The following is an 18,041-nucleotide window of genomic DNA, read 5'->3' as shown; positions in this document are numbered from 1 at the left end:
GCAATCCGTATGCGGATTGCCTTTTTCATTATTTTTTATCAATTGTTACATTCTCGCTATATTTCGCTGTTGTATTTTGACGTAGACGAAGTGTTGCTTGTCCAGTCGTATTTGGATTTATTTGCACATTTACAATCTTCTCAGCAGAACCTAAGCTGTTTGTTGTGAAAGAAAATGCACTACTATATCCAAAAGTAGTTGGCCAAGTGCCATTTGAATTTTGAACTTTTGCTACTTGTGTACCACCAGTAGTGAATATACCTAAAGAGTAATTATTGTATGTTGTGTTTGGTAATAAGTTATTTACTTGAATTTTCATTTGGAACACTTCATTGTTTGGTAGAATGCTAGGGTGTGTAACGACGTAGTCATTTGCTGTTACTGCACCGTTATAGCCATATGAACCGGGTTTAAAAGTATTTGTATTAAACCATTGATAACCTGCACTTGGCGCACTCCAAGGTTCAGGTTGTGGCTCAGTTGATAAGCTTGGTTGTTCAAATGTTTGTAAAGTTGTAGGTAAGTCAAGTTGTAAACCATTTACTTGATCTAAACTTGTAAATGTTTCTTTATTCGATAGCCAATTTACGATATTTTCTAGTAAGATAGCATCGTTTTCTTCTTTATATCCATCGTAAGTTTTCTTTGTTTGGCCAGAATCTTCACGAACGTATTTTGGCGTAGCATCTTCAACAGGAGAAGAGTCTCCAATAAAGGCAGCTTTTCCAAGTCCGACTTTTGCGATAGCAGCATAAGGACCCTCTGCAACACCACCGCCGTTATACACACCGGTATCAACAGCGTTATTCCATTTTGACGGGTTTTCTGGAAGATAAACAAGTCCTTTTGCTAGTTTTGGATTTGTAATTGCTAAAGTAGAACCAGCATGCATCGCTACAGATGAAACCCCTTCTGTAATTCCGAATGATTGTTCAGGTGATACAATATTTTTAGCGGAAACATCACCGATTGCATTATAGCGGAAGCGAATACCGAAGTTATCAGATAGCCAATCAGAGCTTTCTACTCCTTGCATAGCTTGTGAATTTGCTTCGTCGTTAGACATTCCTTTCGCTGGATTATCCCAAGCACCGCGTCTATATCCGTTAAATACTTCAGAAGAATCCCAACGATTTTTATTACGATCTGCATTATAATGATCGGCAATGAAGAAGATACTACCGCCATTTTTCACGTATTGTAACATAGCATCTTGTTCTGATTTTTTGTAAGGAATATTTGCTTCTGGAACGATAAACACATTGTAATTTTTTAAATCTTCGTATGTAATAGGTGTTGATTTACGAAGTTCTTTTACATGATATCCGTTTTCGGCAATGCCATTTCCGAAATCAGAAAAGCCGCCATCGATAACCCAGTCAGCTGTCCCGGCAGTTTGACCGTGCGTATTATCGAATAATACTTTCTTCCCATTGTTTTGGTTTACAACTTTTGCAGCAATTTCAGGAGCTGGGTCTACAGAGCTTTCTGCATTAGTAGACGGTATGAACGAAGCCCCTATACTTAGTGTAATTGCTGTTGCTAAAGAAAATGTAATCCATTTTTTATTCTTCATAGAAGAATCCCCCTAATAATAAATATATGTGCTTTAATAATGTAATTTATTTTTCTGTAAAAATAAAGACGGAAAACATAAAAAATATTAAAAAATTGTAAAAATAACGTGAATTTTGTTGAGAAATATTTATGTAGATTTAAAAACATCCCTTCCAAGTAATAAGGAAGGGATGTTTTGTTTAACTAATTTTTGAATTAGGCGTTTCATCAATCTTATGAAACCCTTTCATGTAGTACACGATAGCTAAGCCGATAAGCCAAATAGGACCGACGATTAATGCGATTCGTGTATCTTCTGAATACGCCATTATACCTAATACAAGTGCAAGGAAAGCGAGTGAGAAATATGAACTTAATGGGTGTAAAGGCATTTTATACGATAACTTTTGTTTGTTTTGCGTAGGCAAATTTTTACGGAACTTGATTTGAGCGACTAATATAATGCCCCAAGTCCAAATTGCCCCGAAAGTTGAAATACTAGTGAGCCATGTAAATACTTTTGCGGGCACAAGATAGTTTAATATAACACCAACGAGTAAGACGGTAGCTGTTGCTACAATTCCTTGGCTTGGAATCCCGTTTTTATTTAAACGACCGAATCTTTCAGGAGCCTTTTTCTGCTGAGCTAATGTAAACAGCATACGGCCTGTACTAAATAAACCACCATTACAAGAAGAAAGAGCTGCTGTTAATACGACAAAGTTAATAATCCCTGCTGCTTTTGCAATACCAATTTGTTGGAATGTTAATACGAATGGACTGCCTTTCTCACCAAGTTCGTTCCATGGATAAATTGCCATCATAACGAATAGAGCCCCAACGTAGAACAGTAATATTCTCCAAAATACGTTATCGATTGCTTTTGCGAGTGTTTTTTTCGGATTTTGCGCTTCACCCGCTGTAACCCCAATTAATTCAACGCCTAAATAAGCGAATAACACCATTTGCATGGAGAGTAGTAACCCAGAAAAACCATTCGGGAACCAACCGCCATGTGACCAAAGATTGGAAATGCCGGTAGCGATACCGCCGTTCCCAAATCCGAATAAAATAATACCAGCTCCAACAATTATCATACAGATAATTGTGACAATTTTGATGAGAGCAAACCAAAATTCAAGTTCTCCAAATACTTTTACGGATAAGAAGTTGAAAGCACTCATTAATAATAGAGCGAGTAAAGCCCAAGTCCAGCGCGGGATATCTGGGAACCAGTATTGCATGTAAATGCCAGCTGCTGTAATTTCAGCCATACAAGTCACAACCCATAAGAACCAGTAGTTCCAACCGGTAATATAGCCAGCTAGCGGTCCAAGGTAATCATAAGCATATTTACTAAAAGAACCGGCAACAGGCTGTTCAATTGCCATTTCTCCGAGTGCTCGCATAATGAAAAAAATAACGAGTCCAGCAATCATATAGCCTAGTAGAATAGAAGGGCCAGCTAGCTTAATAGCAGAAGCGGATCCTAGAAATAGTCCAACGCCAATAGCTGAACCGAGTGACATTAAAGTAATATGTCGTTCTTTTAAACCGCGGTTTAAAGTTCCAGATTTGTTTGTTTGCTGCATAAGAAGAATCCCCCTTGTAGAGTGAACGATATTTGAATGCGTTTACTAAGTGTTTAACTATTTCAAATTATAAAACATTTCTATCTGTTATGCTACAAAAATAAACATAGTTAACTGTACTACATCTATACTTGTCAGACTTAAACTTAAAATTCGAACTATTAGCGAATATATTGACTCTTCTTTTTATTGATTGTTAAGATTAAGTATTATATTTTCTCACATACTAGTAAGAAAAGAATGTGTGATAATAATTCAGATGTAGGAAGGGTACATAACCATGTTTCAATTACAAAAATATAACACTTCTGTGAAGCAAGAGCTTTTAGCTGGCATCACAACTTTTTTTACATTTGCGTATATTCTTGTCATCAATCCGAAAATATTATCTGATGCAGGTGTACCATTTGATCAAGCTTTTACGGCAACTATTATTGCGACGGTTGTAGGGACGCTATGTATGGTGTTTTTAGCTAACTATCCAATTGTTATTGCTCCAGCTATGGGAATGAATGCGTATTTTGCTTATTCTGTTGTTCAACAGGCAGAGGGGATTACATATGTAATTGCGTTTTCAGCAGTATTTGTAACAGGTATCATTTTTCTTTTATTATCATTCACTTCATTTAGGCAAAAGCTAATTGTCGCAATTCCTGACAGTTTAAAACATGCGATTGCAGGTGGGATTGGGTTATTTATTGCTTTTATTGGATTACGTCTATCTGGAATTATCGTTGATCATCCATCTAACTTAGTTACGATTGGTGACTTCCATTCTCCAGCCGTTATTTTAACTTTAATTGGTTTGATTTTAGCGGCGGTATTAATGGCATTGCGTGTGAGCGGTGCATTATTTATTAGTATGATCGTGACAGGAATTATCGCCTTCTTTACAGGGCAACTGAAGTTTACGGATAAAATTGTTGCGATGCCTCATTTACCAGAGGGAATTATCGTTTCAAATCCAATCAACGCCTTTTCAGATGTCATTGAATATGGATTATATGGTGTTGTATTTTCATTTTTACTTGTATTGTTATTTGATACAACAGGTGCATTACTCGGTTTAATTAAACAAGCAGGTTTAATTACAGATAATACAGAGAAGCGTTTTGGTAAAGCGTTTATTGCGGATGCAATTGGCGGGACTACAGGTTCTATCTTTGGGACAAGCCCAACGGCAGCGACGATTGAGTCTTCAGCTGGTATTGCTGCAGGTGGTAAAACAGGATTAACAGGTATTGTAGTAGTTGGCCTAACGGTTATAACGGCATTCTTCAGCCCTGTTATTGCTTCTTTATCAAGCATAGCCGCTATTACAGCTCCTTCATTAATTATTGTAGGTAGTTTAATGGCGCAAAGTCTTCGTGATATTAATTGGAATGAATTTGATGATGCATTACCAGCATTTTTAATTTTCGTTGGTATTCCGTTAACGTCTAGTATTGCGAATGGAATTGCAATTGGATTTTTAGTGTATCCAGTCTTAAAAATTGTGAAAGGAAAAGGGATGGAAGTACATCCGTTACTATACTTATTTACAATTTTATTTGGATGTCATTTATTCTTATAATATAGATATAGGAGAGGGAGCTTCTTATGAGAAGCTCCTTTTTTGTGTATAATAAAGTGAAACTATAATCAGTGGGGGCAGTTAATTTCCTGCTTAACTACTTTGCTCTAGCCGAATATTGAGGTAGAGTGCTAATAGCAGGATAAAGTGAAATTATAGTCGATTAAGCAAAATATAAATTACTTAATGGAATATATATATTACAATAAGGGTAGAGGAGGAACATGAATGGCTGTAAGTAAAATAAAAGTCGCGCGTGTTCAATTAGATTTAACACAGCAACAATTAGCAGAAAAAGTAGGCGTTACAAGGCAAACGATTAGTTTAATTGAGAAGGGGAAATATAACCCGTCTTTAGATTTATGTTTGAAAATTTGTTATGCGGTAGATAAAACATTGAATGATTTATTTTGGGAGGAAGAGGAGTGAGAGGATGAGGATTGTGAAAGATGAACGTTTAATGATTGAGGGGCTAAAACATATTAGACTTGTTTTCATCTTACAAAATATCGTCATACTAGGTATTGTTTTTTATCGCTACGTTTTGCAAGGTGCAGGGTATGAAAGTGTTTCAGATTTATTAATGGTATTTATGTGCGGGATAATAGTTATTAACTTTTTAAACTTAAAAAATTCGGTGGAAGTGTATGAGCATACAGGGGGAGTATCACGCAGTTATTTCATGAAGCTATTATTCATTCCTATAGGTATTGTTATTGGGATTTTAGCTATTTGTATCGTTGTAACACCGGATATTTCGATAAAAGAAATTAGTATAACAGGACTTATTATGTTTGCTTGTTTTTTAGTTCCTAGTTTGTTTATATACATATATATGAAAAGAATAAAAAGTGAAGATTGAAGTATAAGAAAAGCTTTCCGCAATACGGGAAAGCTTTTCTTATACTCTTTTATATAGTACTTTATGAAGGCCAATCGGTTCAATTTCAAAGATTTCACCATATTCCTGGAAGCCTAAGTGCTTGTAATAGTCAGCTACAGTAATTCGGCCATTACACCATAATATATTTGCTTGGCGTTCTTGCAAGACTTGTTCCGCCTTCTGAATTAAGGAGCTTCCAGCACGTTTGTTTCGAAATTCAGGTAATGTTGCCATTCCTCGTAGCCGATAATGAATACCCGTTGGTAAGTCGGGATATATTTCTTTTGAGAAGGAAGCGATACTAATTAGTTCACCGTTTATAAATGCGCCTAAGTGGAAGGTGTCTGTTTCATAATCGGAAGGGTATTTACAATCTGCTAATGTTTGATTCGGGCGTAAAATTTTTTGACGTAATGCGTAAGTTTCAGATCCCTCAATATTTTTCACGGTAATCATATTAACATCCTTTCTTATAAGGCTTTTTCTGTTAATTGTATAAAGAAATAGGCAGGTGCAGCGAGAAGTCCGAGTATGCTAGCAGTTCCGAGAAGGAGTGAAAGTAGGAGGCACGAGTATTTTATTCTATTCGATTTTTTCCATCCATAACTACAAATTTCAATGCTAACACCGATGAGAATAATGGCAACGAGTATTTCCGCTAATAATAAAAGAGCTAAAGTTACAATAGACATAGTGTGATCCATCCTCATAATATGTGATAGTAACATTTTACCATATAAAATGGAAAAAAATGCCCCTCAATTATGTGAGGGGCATTTTCTATTCTAATATGCTTTTTAGTGTATCGATATGTTCTTTTGAACCTGTTACAAGTAATATATCACCGTGTTGTAGTCTCGTATCACCATGCGGAATTAATGCTTTATTCCCGCGATAAATTTGAATGACTAGTACATCGCCTAAAAAAGGAAGGCGGCGAAGTGCCACGCCGTTATATTTATTGCTTCGTAGTTCAACTTCACGGACCGTTTCGTTTGCTGTTGTAATTAAGCGAACGAGACTCGGTTTATCAATAAGTGCACGTAATAGAATACGTGTAGAGTTAATTGTTGAGAATACAGCGATATGTTCTTGCGTTGCTTTTTCTTGTAGAAGTGGATCTTCTACGCTTGCAATAACATGTTCAACACCTAGTTCTTTTGCGTGTTCTGCTAATAATAAGTTTTGCTCATCATCACTTGTTGCAACAACAACACGGTCTGCGTTAAATGCTGTTTGTTCAGTTAATGATGCGATTGTGATGTCGTCTAATTTTACGATAGGGAAGTCATGTGATGTCGCTTCCTCATCATTTATTTTATTTTGACGCATCATATAAAGTGTTACGTCATAATCTTCTCGTTTTAAATCAAGTGATAACGGAAGTGTAATTCTGCTTGCGCCAATAATAGAAACTTTTGGTTTTGGTGTTTCTACTTTCGGGAACATCTTTTTAAATAATATAGGTGCAAAAATACAAGTAATAACTGCGCTTAAAATAAGTGAAGCAGATAAACTTGGACTGATGATCCCTAGTTTTTCACCAATTTGTGCAGCTGCAATGACTAAAGAAAGTGTCGATGTTAATAAGATGGCACTTCCTAGTACGATATTCCGTGGATACCATTTGCGTAAAACAAGTGATGGTAACAGCTTTGAAATAAAGAGTCCTACAATTAAAATGGGGATCATTAACATACTAGAAGGTTCTTTGAAAATAGACCAAACCTCTAAATTTACACCAACCATTACGAAGAAAATAGGAATGAAGAAACCATATCCGATGGAATCCAGTTTTTCAACCATATCTTCATTTGGTGATAATAATGATACGAGCACCCCTGCTAAGAAGGCACCTAAAATATTTTCAGCTCCAACAGATTCAGATAACCCAACTAATATTAAGATGAGTGCAAAAACAGCTCGTGTATCAATTTGTACACTACCAGCTTTTAAGCTATCTAAGTATGGAATGTTTTTAAAGCGTTTTGCAACGAAGTAAATAACAATACCAGCGCCGAATAGAAGAAGAAGAAGCCACATGCTTTGGCCGCTTTCGGAATTTAATCCGACGAATACAGCGAGTAAAATCATTGTAACTAAATCTGCAATAACAGCGACTAATAAAATGATTTGTCCAATTGCCGTTTTTCCTAAGTTATTCTCTTTTAATGTTGGTACGACAACACCTAAAGAAATAGTTGAAATGATTAAAGTCATGAACATTGCATTATCTACAAATCCTAGCCATACGAATAGTAATGATAGGGCATAAGATAAGATGAAAATAAATAAGAAGATAATGCTTGCTGCTTGGAATGTGTTTGGTTCGTTTGTCGTATTCTTTTTCCCTTTTTGTTTAAAGATAGAAAAATCAATTTCTAAACCGCTTAAAAACATAAGGAAGATAAATCCTAGTGTCGATAAGACTTGAAGCCACATATCTGGCTCAATAATATTAAACCCACTTTTACCTACAAAGATTCCTGCGATGATTTCTGCAACAACGACAGGAAGTGCTTTTAATTTAAAGCGCTGTAACAAAAGGGGAACGAAAAACGCGATTGCAACGACAACCATAAGTGATAGAACAGAAGTGTGATGTTCCATTGCGTTCTCTCCCTTCAAATAAATATAGTACTTATTTAGCCATATAATAGGTAGAAAAGCAACGCATATGGATTCGATTTCATAAAGAAAGAGTTTTCTTAACATTTGTCATAATAAGTATATTTTTCATGATTTTGTTGTTAATTCCGTAATGTGGATGTAATAGGGAGAGTAATAAAAAAAGACCGCTGAGAAATCTCAGCAGTCTTTTTCATGTACATTACATTGAGAAGAAGATCCATACAGTTAAACCAACTGTTGCAGTTGCAACGAAGAAACTGTATATCATAGTAAGAATTTGAACTCTTCCTTCTCCTTCTTTTAAATGCATGAACATAATTAATTGTAACAACGCTTGCGCAACAGCCATTACGATAATAGTTGTTAAGATCGTTGAAAGTGGCAGGTTTGTATAAAGTGCCACGTATAGAGCTAGAAACGTTAGTGCAAGCGATAAAATAAATCCGAAAACGTGTGACCAAGGGAATCCGCTATGCGCGTGTCCGTTTGCTTGGTTGTTATTTTGACCCATTTACGCCACCATCCCGTTCAAGTAAACTAGTGTGTAAATAAAGACCCAAACAAGATCAAGGAAATGCCAGTATAAGCTGATAATAAATACTTTACGAGCTGTAACTGGTGTTAAACCTCGTTTTAAAATTTGGATAATAACACAAATTGCCCAAATGATACCGCCTGTTACGTGGGCTCCGTGCGTTCCAAGAAGAACGAAGAATGCAGATAGGAAAGCACTTGTTTGAATTGTTGCGCCTTCACCGATGTACAAAATGAACTCTTCGATTTCAAAGAATAGGAAACCTGCACCTAAAAGTAATGTAAGGATGAACCATCCAAGCATCGCTTTTTGATTGTGCTTACGCATTTCGTGAATTACGATACCACATGTGAAACTACTTGTTAAAAGTAGTAATGTTTGAATTAAAAGCGTTTTAAGTTCAAACAGTTGTGCTGGTGTTGGGCCATCTGCCGTACGACCAGCGAGTACTAGATAAGAGGCGAAAAGTGTTGCGAACAGCATAATTTCAGCCCCAAGAAAAATCCAGAATCCTAGGATATTCAATCTGCTTTGCTCGGATTGATATTCCAAAGGTAAGCTTTTATCTAAAGCCGCCATATCATTTCACCTCTCATGCTACATGTTCTGATTTTTTAATTTCATCAACACTGATATAGTAACCGTCATCGTAATCGAATGAACGATAGATTAAGCAAGCTAAAATACCAACGCCGCCGATTGCTGCAAGCCAGAACCAGCTAAATACTAATGCGAAACCTGCAAGACCGAAGAATAAAGACGCAATAATAGGCACACCAGAGTTACTTGGCATGTGAATTGGTTTAATATCTTCTGCTGCTGGTGTAACTGTTTCTCCGCGTTTCTTCATGTACCAGAAAGCATCAGCTTCTTTGATTTCAGGAAGTTGCGCGAAGTTGTAATGTTGTACAGGAGATTGAGTTGCCCATTCAAGTGTACGGCCATCCCATGGATCTCCAGTTGTGTCACGTTCACCGTGACGAGCACTCCAAATTACGTTGTAACAAAGAAGTAGGAAACCAATACCCATCATTACCGCACCAACAGATGCGATTTGGTTTAGCCATCCCCATCCAAGACTTTCAGAGTAAGTGTACATACGACGAGTCATACCGTCTAATCCTAAGAAGTACATTGGGAAGAAACAGATGTTGAATCCGCTCATAAAGATCCAGAATGTCCATTTACCTAGGCGTTCATTTAACATATGACCAGTCATTTTTGGATACCAGAATGTGAATCCAGCAAGCATAGCAAATACTGTACCTGCGATTAATACGTAGTGGAAGTGAGCGATTAGGAAGTAGCTGTTATGGTACTGATAATCAGCTGCTGCCATACCAAGCATAACCCCTGTAACCCCACCGACTACGAAGTTTGGAATAAATGCCAATGACCAAAGCATTGGAACTGTAAAACGAATACGTCCTTTATACAGTGTAAACAACCAGTTAAAGATCTTAACACCGGTTGGAATCGAAATCGCCATTGTCGAAATCGAGAAGAATGAGTTAACCGCTGGACCTGCACCCATCGTGAAGAAGTGGTGAAGCCATACGACGAAACTTAGTAAAGAAATTGCAACCATTGAGTATACCATCGCACTGTAACCGAATAGACGTTTACGTGAGAATGTACTAATGATTTCAGAGAAAATACCGAATGCCGGTAAAATAACGATATATACTTCAGGGTGACCCCATACCCAGAATAGGTTGGCCCATAACATCGGCATACCGCCGCTCGCCATCGTAAAGAAGTGAGCATCGAATAGACGGTCAAATGTCATTAATGCAAGAGCAACTGTTAATACTGGGAAAGCGAAAATAATGATAATCGTTGTAATTAAGATTGACCAAGTAAACATTGGCATTCTCATTAAAGTCATACCAGGTGTACGCATTTTTAAGATAGTAACAAGGAAGTTAATACCTGTCATTAACGTACCGAGACCTGAAATCTGTAATGCGATTGCGTAGTAGTTATTTCCTACACCAGAAGTAAACTCTGTACCTGCCATTGGGAAGTAAGAAGTCCACCCAGCGTCTGGAGAACCACCGATTACGAAAGCGATGTTGAATAACATTGCTCCGACAAAGAATAACCAGAAACTTAAAGCATTTAAGAACGGATATGCAACGTCACGAGCACCAATTTGTAATGGTACTACAAGGTTCATTAATCCCATAACGAACGGCATCGCCATGAAAAGAATCATAACTGTACCGTGTGTTGTGAAGATTCCGTTATAGTGTTCAGCATTTAAATAAGTTGTTTCTGGGAATGTTAACTGTGCACGGATCATTAAACCGTCCATACCACCACGGAATAACATGATAACCGCAGAGATAATATACATGGCCCCAATCTTTTTATGGTCAACAGTTGTTAACCATTCGTCCCAAAGCCATTTCCATTTTTTATACTTTGTTAGTACGAAAATGATTGCTAATGTCACAAGAACGATAGAAGCGTCTGCACCGTAAATAATCGGGTCACCTGTGACAAAGAATTCATCAAGCTTCACTGTGTTCACTCCAATCTGTTGGAATTATAGCTATTATTTTTTGTTTTTGTAGTAGTTGTAATCACAATATTCCAGTGATTTTGGATCAACATAACTTAAGTGATGACTAGAGAATGTCATACGACCAACTACACCAGGTTTAACAATTTCGTTGTACTTATCTTCTGTTAGTTTAGGAGCAGTTTGTTGTACTTCTTTAACCCACTTGTCATACTTCTCTTTAGTTTTTGCTTCAACTTCGAACTCCATGTGAGTGAATCCTTCACCAGAGAAGTTCGCGCTACGGCCTAGGTAAGAACCTGGCTTATCAGCTTGTAAATAAAGGTCCATAATCATGCCATCCATAGTGTACTTCATACCACCAAGTTCTGGTACCCAGAAAGCATTCATTGGACCGACAGAAGTCAGTTTGAATTGAATTGGTACACCAGCTGGGATGTTTAAATAGTTAACGGTTTCAATTTTTTCCTCTGGGTAACTGAATAACCATTTCCAGTTTGCAGATGTAACATAAATCTCCACTGGTTTAATATGTTTGGACTCTTTCGGAACCTCTTCCGAAGCATAAGTTGCTTTTACTGTTGGAATCGATAATGCGATAACGATAATAACAGGAACAAGCGTCCAAATGATTTCTAATAATGTGTTACCGTGTTGTTCAGGTGGCTCATAGTCCATATTCTCTGGTTTTTCACGATAACGAATCAAGATGACTGTAAACAAGATGAATACAATTGCGATAATTAATGACATAAGCAAGAATGACCAAACAATTAAATCATACTGTGCTTTTGCAACAGGTCCTTGCGGATTTAATACTGCGAGTTTTTTATCACAGCCACCGAGGAACAGAAGTAATGATAACGGAAGAAGCGAAGCCAGCTTCCAAAACGTTTTCTTTAGTTGCACGATTGAAAATCTCCTTTCTCCTTGGATTGAAACTATGCCAATAAAACAATATAAACCTATTAATTTATAGATGGCAATAGTTTTTGTGATATTGTTAAAAAATAGACACAAATGCACACTTTTTAAGGTGAATATCATTTGTAACTTGATAACATTGTAAACCATTTTCCAGTTAAAAACGTGATTGTGGAAATTTTAAGATAAATAAAGTTATACCAAGATATCCAAGAAATAGAAAAAAGCTATCTTATGATAAGAAAGATAGCTGAATATTTTGTATATTTAGTTTACCTCTTTTTTTAGACTTATTTGTTGTTCAAATGTGACAACTTTTTTATATTTAAATTGGTATAATATGTAACATATTACCATAAATGGAATTCCGCAATAAAGAGCAATTCTCTGATCTGGAATGAAAGCTAAACTAACAAATGTAATGAAGTTGAGTGAGAAAGCCACGATTGGAACGATTGGATAAAGCGGTGTGCGATATTTTAAATCATTAATGTCTCCGCCGTTTTTTAAGAAGTTTCTACGGAAAAAAAACTGTGAAGCCGCGATTGACATCCAAACTACGACAGCCGCCATAGCTGCAATAGATGTTAAAACTAAAAAGACAGTATCCGCTGCAAATATACTTGTTAATAGAGACAAGCTTGCAAAGATTAGACTGAAAATTAATGCGTTTAGCGGCACACCTTTTTTCGTTAACTTCGTAAAAGCTGGACTTGCCATTCCTTGTTTCGCCATCGCCCAAAGCATACGAGAATTTGCGTATAGACCAGAGTTGGCTACGGATAATACTGCTGTAATAATAACAAAGTTCATAATGTCTGCTGCATATGGAACACCAGCTACATCAAATACAAGTACAAATGGACTTTCGACTAGGTTAGCCTCTTGCCACGGGAGTAAACCTACAACAACTGATATGGCTAAGACGAAGAAGAATAGCGTTCGCCAAATGGTATTTTTGATTGCTTTTGGAATTGTTTTTTCAGGATTCTCACTTTCTCCTGAAGCGATTCCGATTAATTCTGTTCCTTGGAAAGAATAATTCACTGTAATCATCGTAAGAAGAACAGCCAATGCACCATTCGGAAATAATCCGCCATTTTCAGTGAAATTGTGAAGCATTGGAGCTGGTTTTCCGTTAAAGTCTAGTAGACCGAACATAACTGCACCACCGAGTACGATGAAAATAACGATGGTTGCGACTTTTACACTAGCGAACCAAAATTCTGCTTCTGCATATGCTTTTGCTGATAGAGCGTTTAAAAGGAAGAGTGCTCCCGCAAATGTAACACACCAGATCCATGAAGAAACATCTGGAAACCAGCGTTTCATTAAAATACTTACAGTTGTTAACTCTACTCCAACTGTAACAGCCCAATTCAACCAATACATCCAACCGACAACAAAACCAAAACCAGGTGAAATAAATTTGCTTGCATAGCTTTGGAATGAACCTGCTTCTGGCATAGCAACGGATAATTCACCAAGACATAACATCGTTAAATACATAACAAATCCACCGACTAAAAATGCAAGAATAGCACCACCAGGACCGGCGTTATGGACGATTTGACCTGATCCCATAAATAGGCCCGTTCCAATCACTCCACCAAGTGCAATCATAAATAGGTGTCTACTTTTCATTGTTCGTTTTAAATCTGTTTGTTCTACTTGTTGATTCATATGCCCCTCACCCCGTTATTTTCTGTATGTATGAACTGATTTTTATTCCGAGTTTTTAATCATTAGTGGGGGATATGACACATACTCGGTTTATTTACTATGAAATGAATGGAGTATGTAAAAAGCGAACTATGACTAAATACTCTAAGAATGTTTTTATTAACAAAGTGATATCTTCACCATGTTAATTATTTCGATTTTAGCAAAAAAATTCAGAAAAGTATATTGTTTTTTCTTTTTATTAAAAATAATTAGAATTTTCCTGATAGTAAAAGTGTGAACAATAATTCACATAATCTTTCTAGCAAACTAGTAAGAAGAAAGGTACAATGATAGAAGGTATGTCTGTAAAATAATAATTAATGGAGTTTTGTTTAAAATGAAAAAGTTAAAATATCTTTTTGTTTTTGGAATTATATTAGCTGCAGCGTTCTTTATAGGGAAAGATAAGATTATACAAAAGGCACAAGTGCTACGCTTAGATTTTCTATCTGAAATGAAAGAAGCGGCTATGATTGAAAATGTTCCGTTTATAAAGCAGTTACCAGAATTACCTCGTGGATGTGAAGTGACAAGCTTAGCTATGTTACTACAATATAAAGGTGTGCAAGTAGATAAGATGCAACTTGCTAGTGAAATTCATCGAGTTCCATTTGAACAAGATGGTTTGCGTGGAAATCCTTATGAGGGATTTGTTGGAAATATTTATACGAAAGCTGAACAAGGATATGGTGTATATAATAAACCAATCTTTAATTTAGCAGAAAAATATGTTCCTGAAAAAGTAATTAATTTAACAGATAGAGACGTGAATGATCTATATAAGGTAATTAGTTCTGGCTCTCCAGTATGGGTTATTATTAATACAACGTTTAAGCCGCTAGCTGAAAGTAGTTTTGAAACATGGAAAACAAGTTCTGGTGAAGTGAAAATTACATATTTTGAGCATAGTGTAGTAGTGGTTGGATACGATCAAAACTTTGTGTATGTAAATGATCCTCTAAAAAACAATCCGCGTTTCGCTGTTCCACGAGCAGAGTTTGAGAAAGCGTGGGAGCAAATGGGGAAACAAGCGATTACTATTTTGTAATAATGAAAAGTCATCTTTTTGATGGCTTTTTATTTTTAAATATTTATAACGGAAAATTCGGAATATTCTTTTAAAACTTAACAATTCACGTTATAATAACATTTAACTTGGTGAAGAAGGGGAGAAGAGAAATGGATGTAGCGAAGGAACTAGTTGTATTGAAAAATCAATTGATTGAGTGGAGAAGGCATTTTCATAAGTATCCAGAGTTATCTTTTCAAGAAGAAAAAACATCACAGTTTGTATTCGACATACTTCGGAAAATCCCACATTTAGAAGTGTCAAGACCTACTAAATATAGTGTAATGGCAAGGTTAATTGGTAAGCAGCCTGGTAAAACCATCGCGGTTCGTGCTGACATGGATGCTCTTCCTATTCATGAAGAAAATGAGTTTGATTTTATTTCTGCATATCCAGGTGTGATGCATGCATGTGGCCATGATGGGCATATAGCGATATTACTTGGAGTTGTACATAAGTTAGTAGAGGAAAGAGAGAAGATTAAGGGGGAGATTCGTTTTCTCTTCCAACATGCAGAAGAAAACTTTCCTGGCGGTGCAGAGGAAATGGTTGCAGCGGGTGTAATGGAAGGTGTGGATTATATTATTGGTGCTCACCTTTGGGCATCGTTACAGGTTGGCAAAATAGGTGTAATTTATGGTCCTGCAATGGCTGCTCCAGATGTGTTTAAAGTTACGATAGAAGGAAAAGGTGGACATGCTGGAATCCCTCATGAAACTGTGGATAGTATTGCAATCGGTACACAAGTTGTTTCCCAACTTCAGCAAATTGTATCTCGCCTCACGAATCCGTTAGATTCTCTTGTAGTATCTGTTACGCAATTCCATGCTGGGACAACCCATAATGTGATTCCAGAACAAGCGGAGATTGAAGGGACAGTGCGGAGTTTAAAACATGAGTTACGAGAAGAAACAGAGAAAAGGATTGAACGGATTGTGAAGCATGTGACGGAAGCTTACGGAGCGAAATATACGTTTTCTTATGAATATGGATATCGCCCAGTAGTAAATGATTATGAGGTTACAGAAATTATTGAACAAACTGCATTACAACTTTATGGTCGGGAAGGAGTTACTCGTTTACAGCCGACGATGGCTGGGGAAGATTTTTCAGCGTTTTTACAAAAGGCGCCAGGGACATTCTTTTTTATTGGAGCAGGAAATAAAGAGAAAGGAATTATATATCCTCACCACCACCCTCGTTTTACGATTGATGAGGATGCATTGCCAATTGGCGTGGAAGTCTTTGTATCATCCATTATGAATTTTATAAGCAAAGGAGAATGAGATGAAGAAAATACATCTATTAGCGCTTATTCCAGTTTTTTGTTTAGTTATTGGACCTGTATTTGCTAATTCAGTTACTCCTTACGTATTAGGGATGCCATTTTTATTATTTTGGGTATTATTATCGGTGCTCATTACGTCTCTTTGTATGGGGATTGTGTACGTATTTGATCCTGCGAATAAGGGGGATGTAAAATGACCGCATTACTTATCATTATTTTATTTTTATTTCTCGCACTATTTTTAGGAATTCGGGCACAACATGGAAAAGATATGAATTTAGAGCAATGGTCAGTTGGTGGAAGAGGATTTGGAACTATTTTTGTTTTTCTTCTTATGGCAGGTGAAATTTATACGACGTTCACCTTTTTAGGCGGAAGTGGATGGGCGTATAGTAAGGGAGCACCTACTTTCTATATTTTAGGTTATGGTGCATTAGCTTATATTTTATCTTACTTTTTATTACCACCGGTTTGGAAGTATGCGAAAGAGCACAATCTTGTTTCGCAGCCAGATTTTTTCGTGAAGAAATATAAGAGTCAGACACTTGGTATTATCGTTTCTATCATTGGGGTTATTTCGATTATCCCCTATCTTGTTTTACAGTTGAAAGGATTAGGTATTATCGTGTCGGAAGCGTCTTACGGAAGGGTATCGCCAGTTATTGCGGTATGGATTGGTGCAATTGTCATAACGATATATGTAATGGTTTCAGGTATACACGGCTCTGCTTGGACAGCGGCTTTGAAGGATATTATGATCCTGTTTATCGTTATGTTTTTAGGGATATATTTACCATACCATTATTATGGAGGATTTCAGCCGATGTTCGAAGCTGTAGAAGCAGCAAAACCAGGATTTTTATCTTTACCTGATAAAGGAATGAGTATTTCTTGGTTTGTTTCTACTATTGTATTAACGGCTCTCGGTTTCTATATGTGGCCCCATACATTCGCTTCTGCTTTCTCTGCAAAAAATGAAAAAGTATTTCGTAAAAATGCGGCCATTATGCCACTTTATTCTTTAGTTTTACTTTTCGTATTCTTTGCGGGTTTTGCTGCTATCTTGCAAGTTCCAGGGTTAAAGGGAGGGGATGTAGACCTTTCGTTATTCCGTCTGACCCTTCAAACTTTTGATCCGTGGTTTATTGGGATTATTGGTAGCGCTGGCGTTTTAACGGCATTAGTTCCGGGTTCTATGCTTGTCATGGCCGCTTCTACATTATTAGCGAAAAATATTTACCGAACAATGGTCCCATCTGCTTCGGATCGACAAGTTGCAAAAGCGGCGAAATTATTTGTTCCTGTAGTAACGCTTGTAGCTGTTTTGTTCACTTTTAAAGGTGGAGAAACGATAGGAGCACTTCTTTTAATGGGATATAGTATCGTGACACAACTTTTCCCTGCGCTTGTATGTAGTTTGTTTCCACGTCAAGTTGTTACGAAACAAGGGGCAATTGCAGGAATGGGGATTGGGTTGTTAGTGGTTGCATATATTACTTTATCTGGTTCAACTGTAGCTACGATGTTTCCGGGGTTTCCTCAATATATAAAAGATTTAAATGTAGGAATAGTCGCATTGTTAATGAATATGCTTGTGATGTTTATCGTTAGTGGATTCACGAAAAACGTGTCTATAAAAGCAGACAATATAATAGTAGAAAAGTAATCCGTGAACTAGAGCTATCTTTGAAAAGAGATAGCTCTTTTTTGTATATATTTTCTTCTATTAGCGGAATC

General features: G+C 36.7%; 17 protein-coding genes. 7 read left to right on the top strand and 10 right to left on the bottom strand.

The window, feature by feature from the left end:
• Positions 1–28: 28 nt before the first annotated feature.
• Together AC3WVA_RS21440 and AC3WVA_RS21435 are read right to left on the bottom strand one after the other, a co-directional pair.
• On the bottom strand, positions 29–1,576 hold the full coding sequence (locus AC3WVA_RS21440; RefSeq protein WP_098345962.1) for a DNA-binding protein: 1,548 nt from the start codon (positions 1,574–1,576) through the stop codon (positions 29–31).
• 181 nt (positions 1,577–1,757) lie between these two features.
• Positions 1,758–3,149: an amino acid permease gene (locus AC3WVA_RS21435; RefSeq protein ID WP_098345963.1), complete on the bottom strand. Its 1,392-nt coding sequence runs from the start codon at positions 3,147–3,149 to the stop codon at positions 1,758–1,760.
• A 280-nt stretch (positions 3,150–3,429) separates the two neighbouring features.
• On the opposite strand from AC3WVA_RS21435, the gene AC3WVA_RS21430 reads away from it, so the two are divergent.
• From AC3WVA_RS21430 to AC3WVA_RS21420, 3 genes are all read left to right on the top strand, one after another.
• On the top strand, positions 3,430–4,722 hold the full coding sequence (locus tag AC3WVA_RS21430; RefSeq protein WP_492322177.1) for an NCS2 family permease: 1,293 nt from the start codon (positions 3,430–3,432) through the stop codon (positions 4,720–4,722).
• Between the two features lie 228 nt (positions 4,723–4,950).
• The gene (locus AC3WVA_RS21425; RefSeq protein WP_000301181.1) at positions 4,951–5,151 is read left to right on the top strand and encodes a helix-turn-helix transcriptional regulator; all 201 of its coding nucleotides are present in this window, start codon (positions 4,951–4,953) and stop codon (positions 5,149–5,151) included.
• 4 nt (positions 5,152–5,155) lie between these two features.
• The gene (locus AC3WVA_RS21420; protein ID WP_098345965.1) at positions 5,156–5,584 is read left to right on the top strand and encodes a hypothetical protein; all 429 of its coding nucleotides are present in this window, start codon (positions 5,156–5,158) and stop codon (positions 5,582–5,584) included.
• Between the two features lie 39 nt (positions 5,585–5,623).
• Here AC3WVA_RS21420 and AC3WVA_RS21415 read toward each other — a convergent pair whose 3' ends face one another.
• From AC3WVA_RS21415 to AC3WVA_RS21380, 8 genes are all read right to left on the bottom strand, one after another.
• Positions 5,624–6,061, bottom strand: a complete 438-nt coding sequence (locus tag AC3WVA_RS21415; protein WP_098345966.1) for a GNAT family N-acetyltransferase — start codon at positions 6,059–6,061, stop codon at positions 5,624–5,626.
• Between the two features lie 14 nt (positions 6,062–6,075).
• Positions 6,076–6,333 carry a DUF4022 family protein gene (locus AC3WVA_RS21410; protein WP_053082857.1) on the bottom strand — a complete coding sequence of 86 codons (258 nt, stop codon included), beginning with the start codon at positions 6,331–6,333 and terminating at the stop codon, positions 6,076–6,078.
• Between the two features lie 52 nt (positions 6,334–6,385).
• Positions 6,386–8,215, bottom strand: coding sequence for a monovalent cation:proton antiporter family protein (locus AC3WVA_RS21405; RefSeq protein WP_098345967.1), 1,830 nt, complete (start codon positions 8,213–8,215; stop codon positions 6,386–6,388).
• 220 nt (positions 8,216–8,435) lie between these two features.
• A complete protein-coding gene (qoxD, locus tag AC3WVA_RS21400; protein WP_000531382.1) occupies positions 8,436–8,747 on the bottom strand; it encodes a cytochrome aa3 quinol oxidase subunit IV in 312 nt (103 codons plus the stop codon).
• A complete protein-coding gene (gene qoxC / locus AC3WVA_RS21395) occupies positions 8,748–9,350 on the bottom strand; it encodes a cytochrome aa3 quinol oxidase subunit III (protein WP_048527847.1) in 603 nt (200 codons plus the stop codon).
• A 13-nt stretch (positions 9,351–9,363) separates the two neighbouring features.
• Positions 9,364–11,298: a cytochrome aa3 quinol oxidase subunit I gene (qoxB, locus tag AC3WVA_RS21390; protein ID WP_048527848.1), complete on the bottom strand. Its 1,935-nt coding sequence runs from the start codon at positions 11,296–11,298 to the stop codon at positions 9,364–9,366.
• A gap of 33 nt (positions 11,299–11,331) precedes the next feature.
• Positions 11,332–12,207 (bottom strand): cytochrome aa3 quinol oxidase subunit II, encoded by an 876-nt coding sequence (locus tag AC3WVA_RS21385; protein ID WP_048527849.1) that lies wholly within the window; start codon positions 12,205–12,207, stop codon positions 11,332–11,334.
• Positions 12,208–12,489: 282 nt separating this feature from the next.
• The gene (locus AC3WVA_RS21380; RefSeq protein WP_098345968.1) at positions 12,490–13,905 is read right to left on the bottom strand and encodes an amino acid permease; all 1,416 of its coding nucleotides are present in this window, start codon (positions 13,903–13,905) and stop codon (positions 12,490–12,492) included.
• Between the two features lie 379 nt (positions 13,906–14,284).
• Here AC3WVA_RS21380 and AC3WVA_RS21375 point away from each other — a divergent pair, with 379 nt between their 5' ends.
• The 4 genes from AC3WVA_RS21375 (at position 14,285) to AC3WVA_RS21360 (ending at position 17,970) form a co-directional block, all read left to right on the top strand.
• Positions 14,285–14,995 (top strand): C39 family peptidase, encoded by a 711-nt coding sequence (locus AC3WVA_RS21375; RefSeq protein WP_000734484.1) that lies wholly within the window; start codon positions 14,285–14,287, stop codon positions 14,993–14,995.
• 131 nt (positions 14,996–15,126) lie between these two features.
• Positions 15,127–16,302, top strand: a complete 1,176-nt coding sequence (locus tag AC3WVA_RS21370) for an amidohydrolase (RefSeq protein WP_098345969.1) — start codon at positions 15,127–15,129, stop codon at positions 16,300–16,302.
• Position 16,303: 1 nt separating this feature from the next.
• Positions 16,304–16,501: a DUF3311 domain-containing protein gene (locus tag AC3WVA_RS21365; RefSeq protein ID WP_000719845.1), complete on the top strand. Its 198-nt coding sequence runs from the start codon at positions 16,304–16,306 to the stop codon at positions 16,499–16,501.
• Entirely contained in the window at positions 16,498–17,970 is a 1,473-nt protein-coding gene (locus tag AC3WVA_RS21360) for a sodium:solute symporter family protein (protein WP_492322176.1), read from the top strand. Before AC3WVA_RS21365 ends, AC3WVA_RS21360 begins: the two co-directional genes overlap by 4 nt.
• Positions 17,971–18,041: the final 71 nt, after the last annotated feature.

The organism is Bacillus sp. EB106-04-02-XG92, assembly GCF_058791995.1.
Note: the sequence above shows the minus strand (reverse complement) of the source record. Positions and strands in the feature narration are given on the sequence as shown.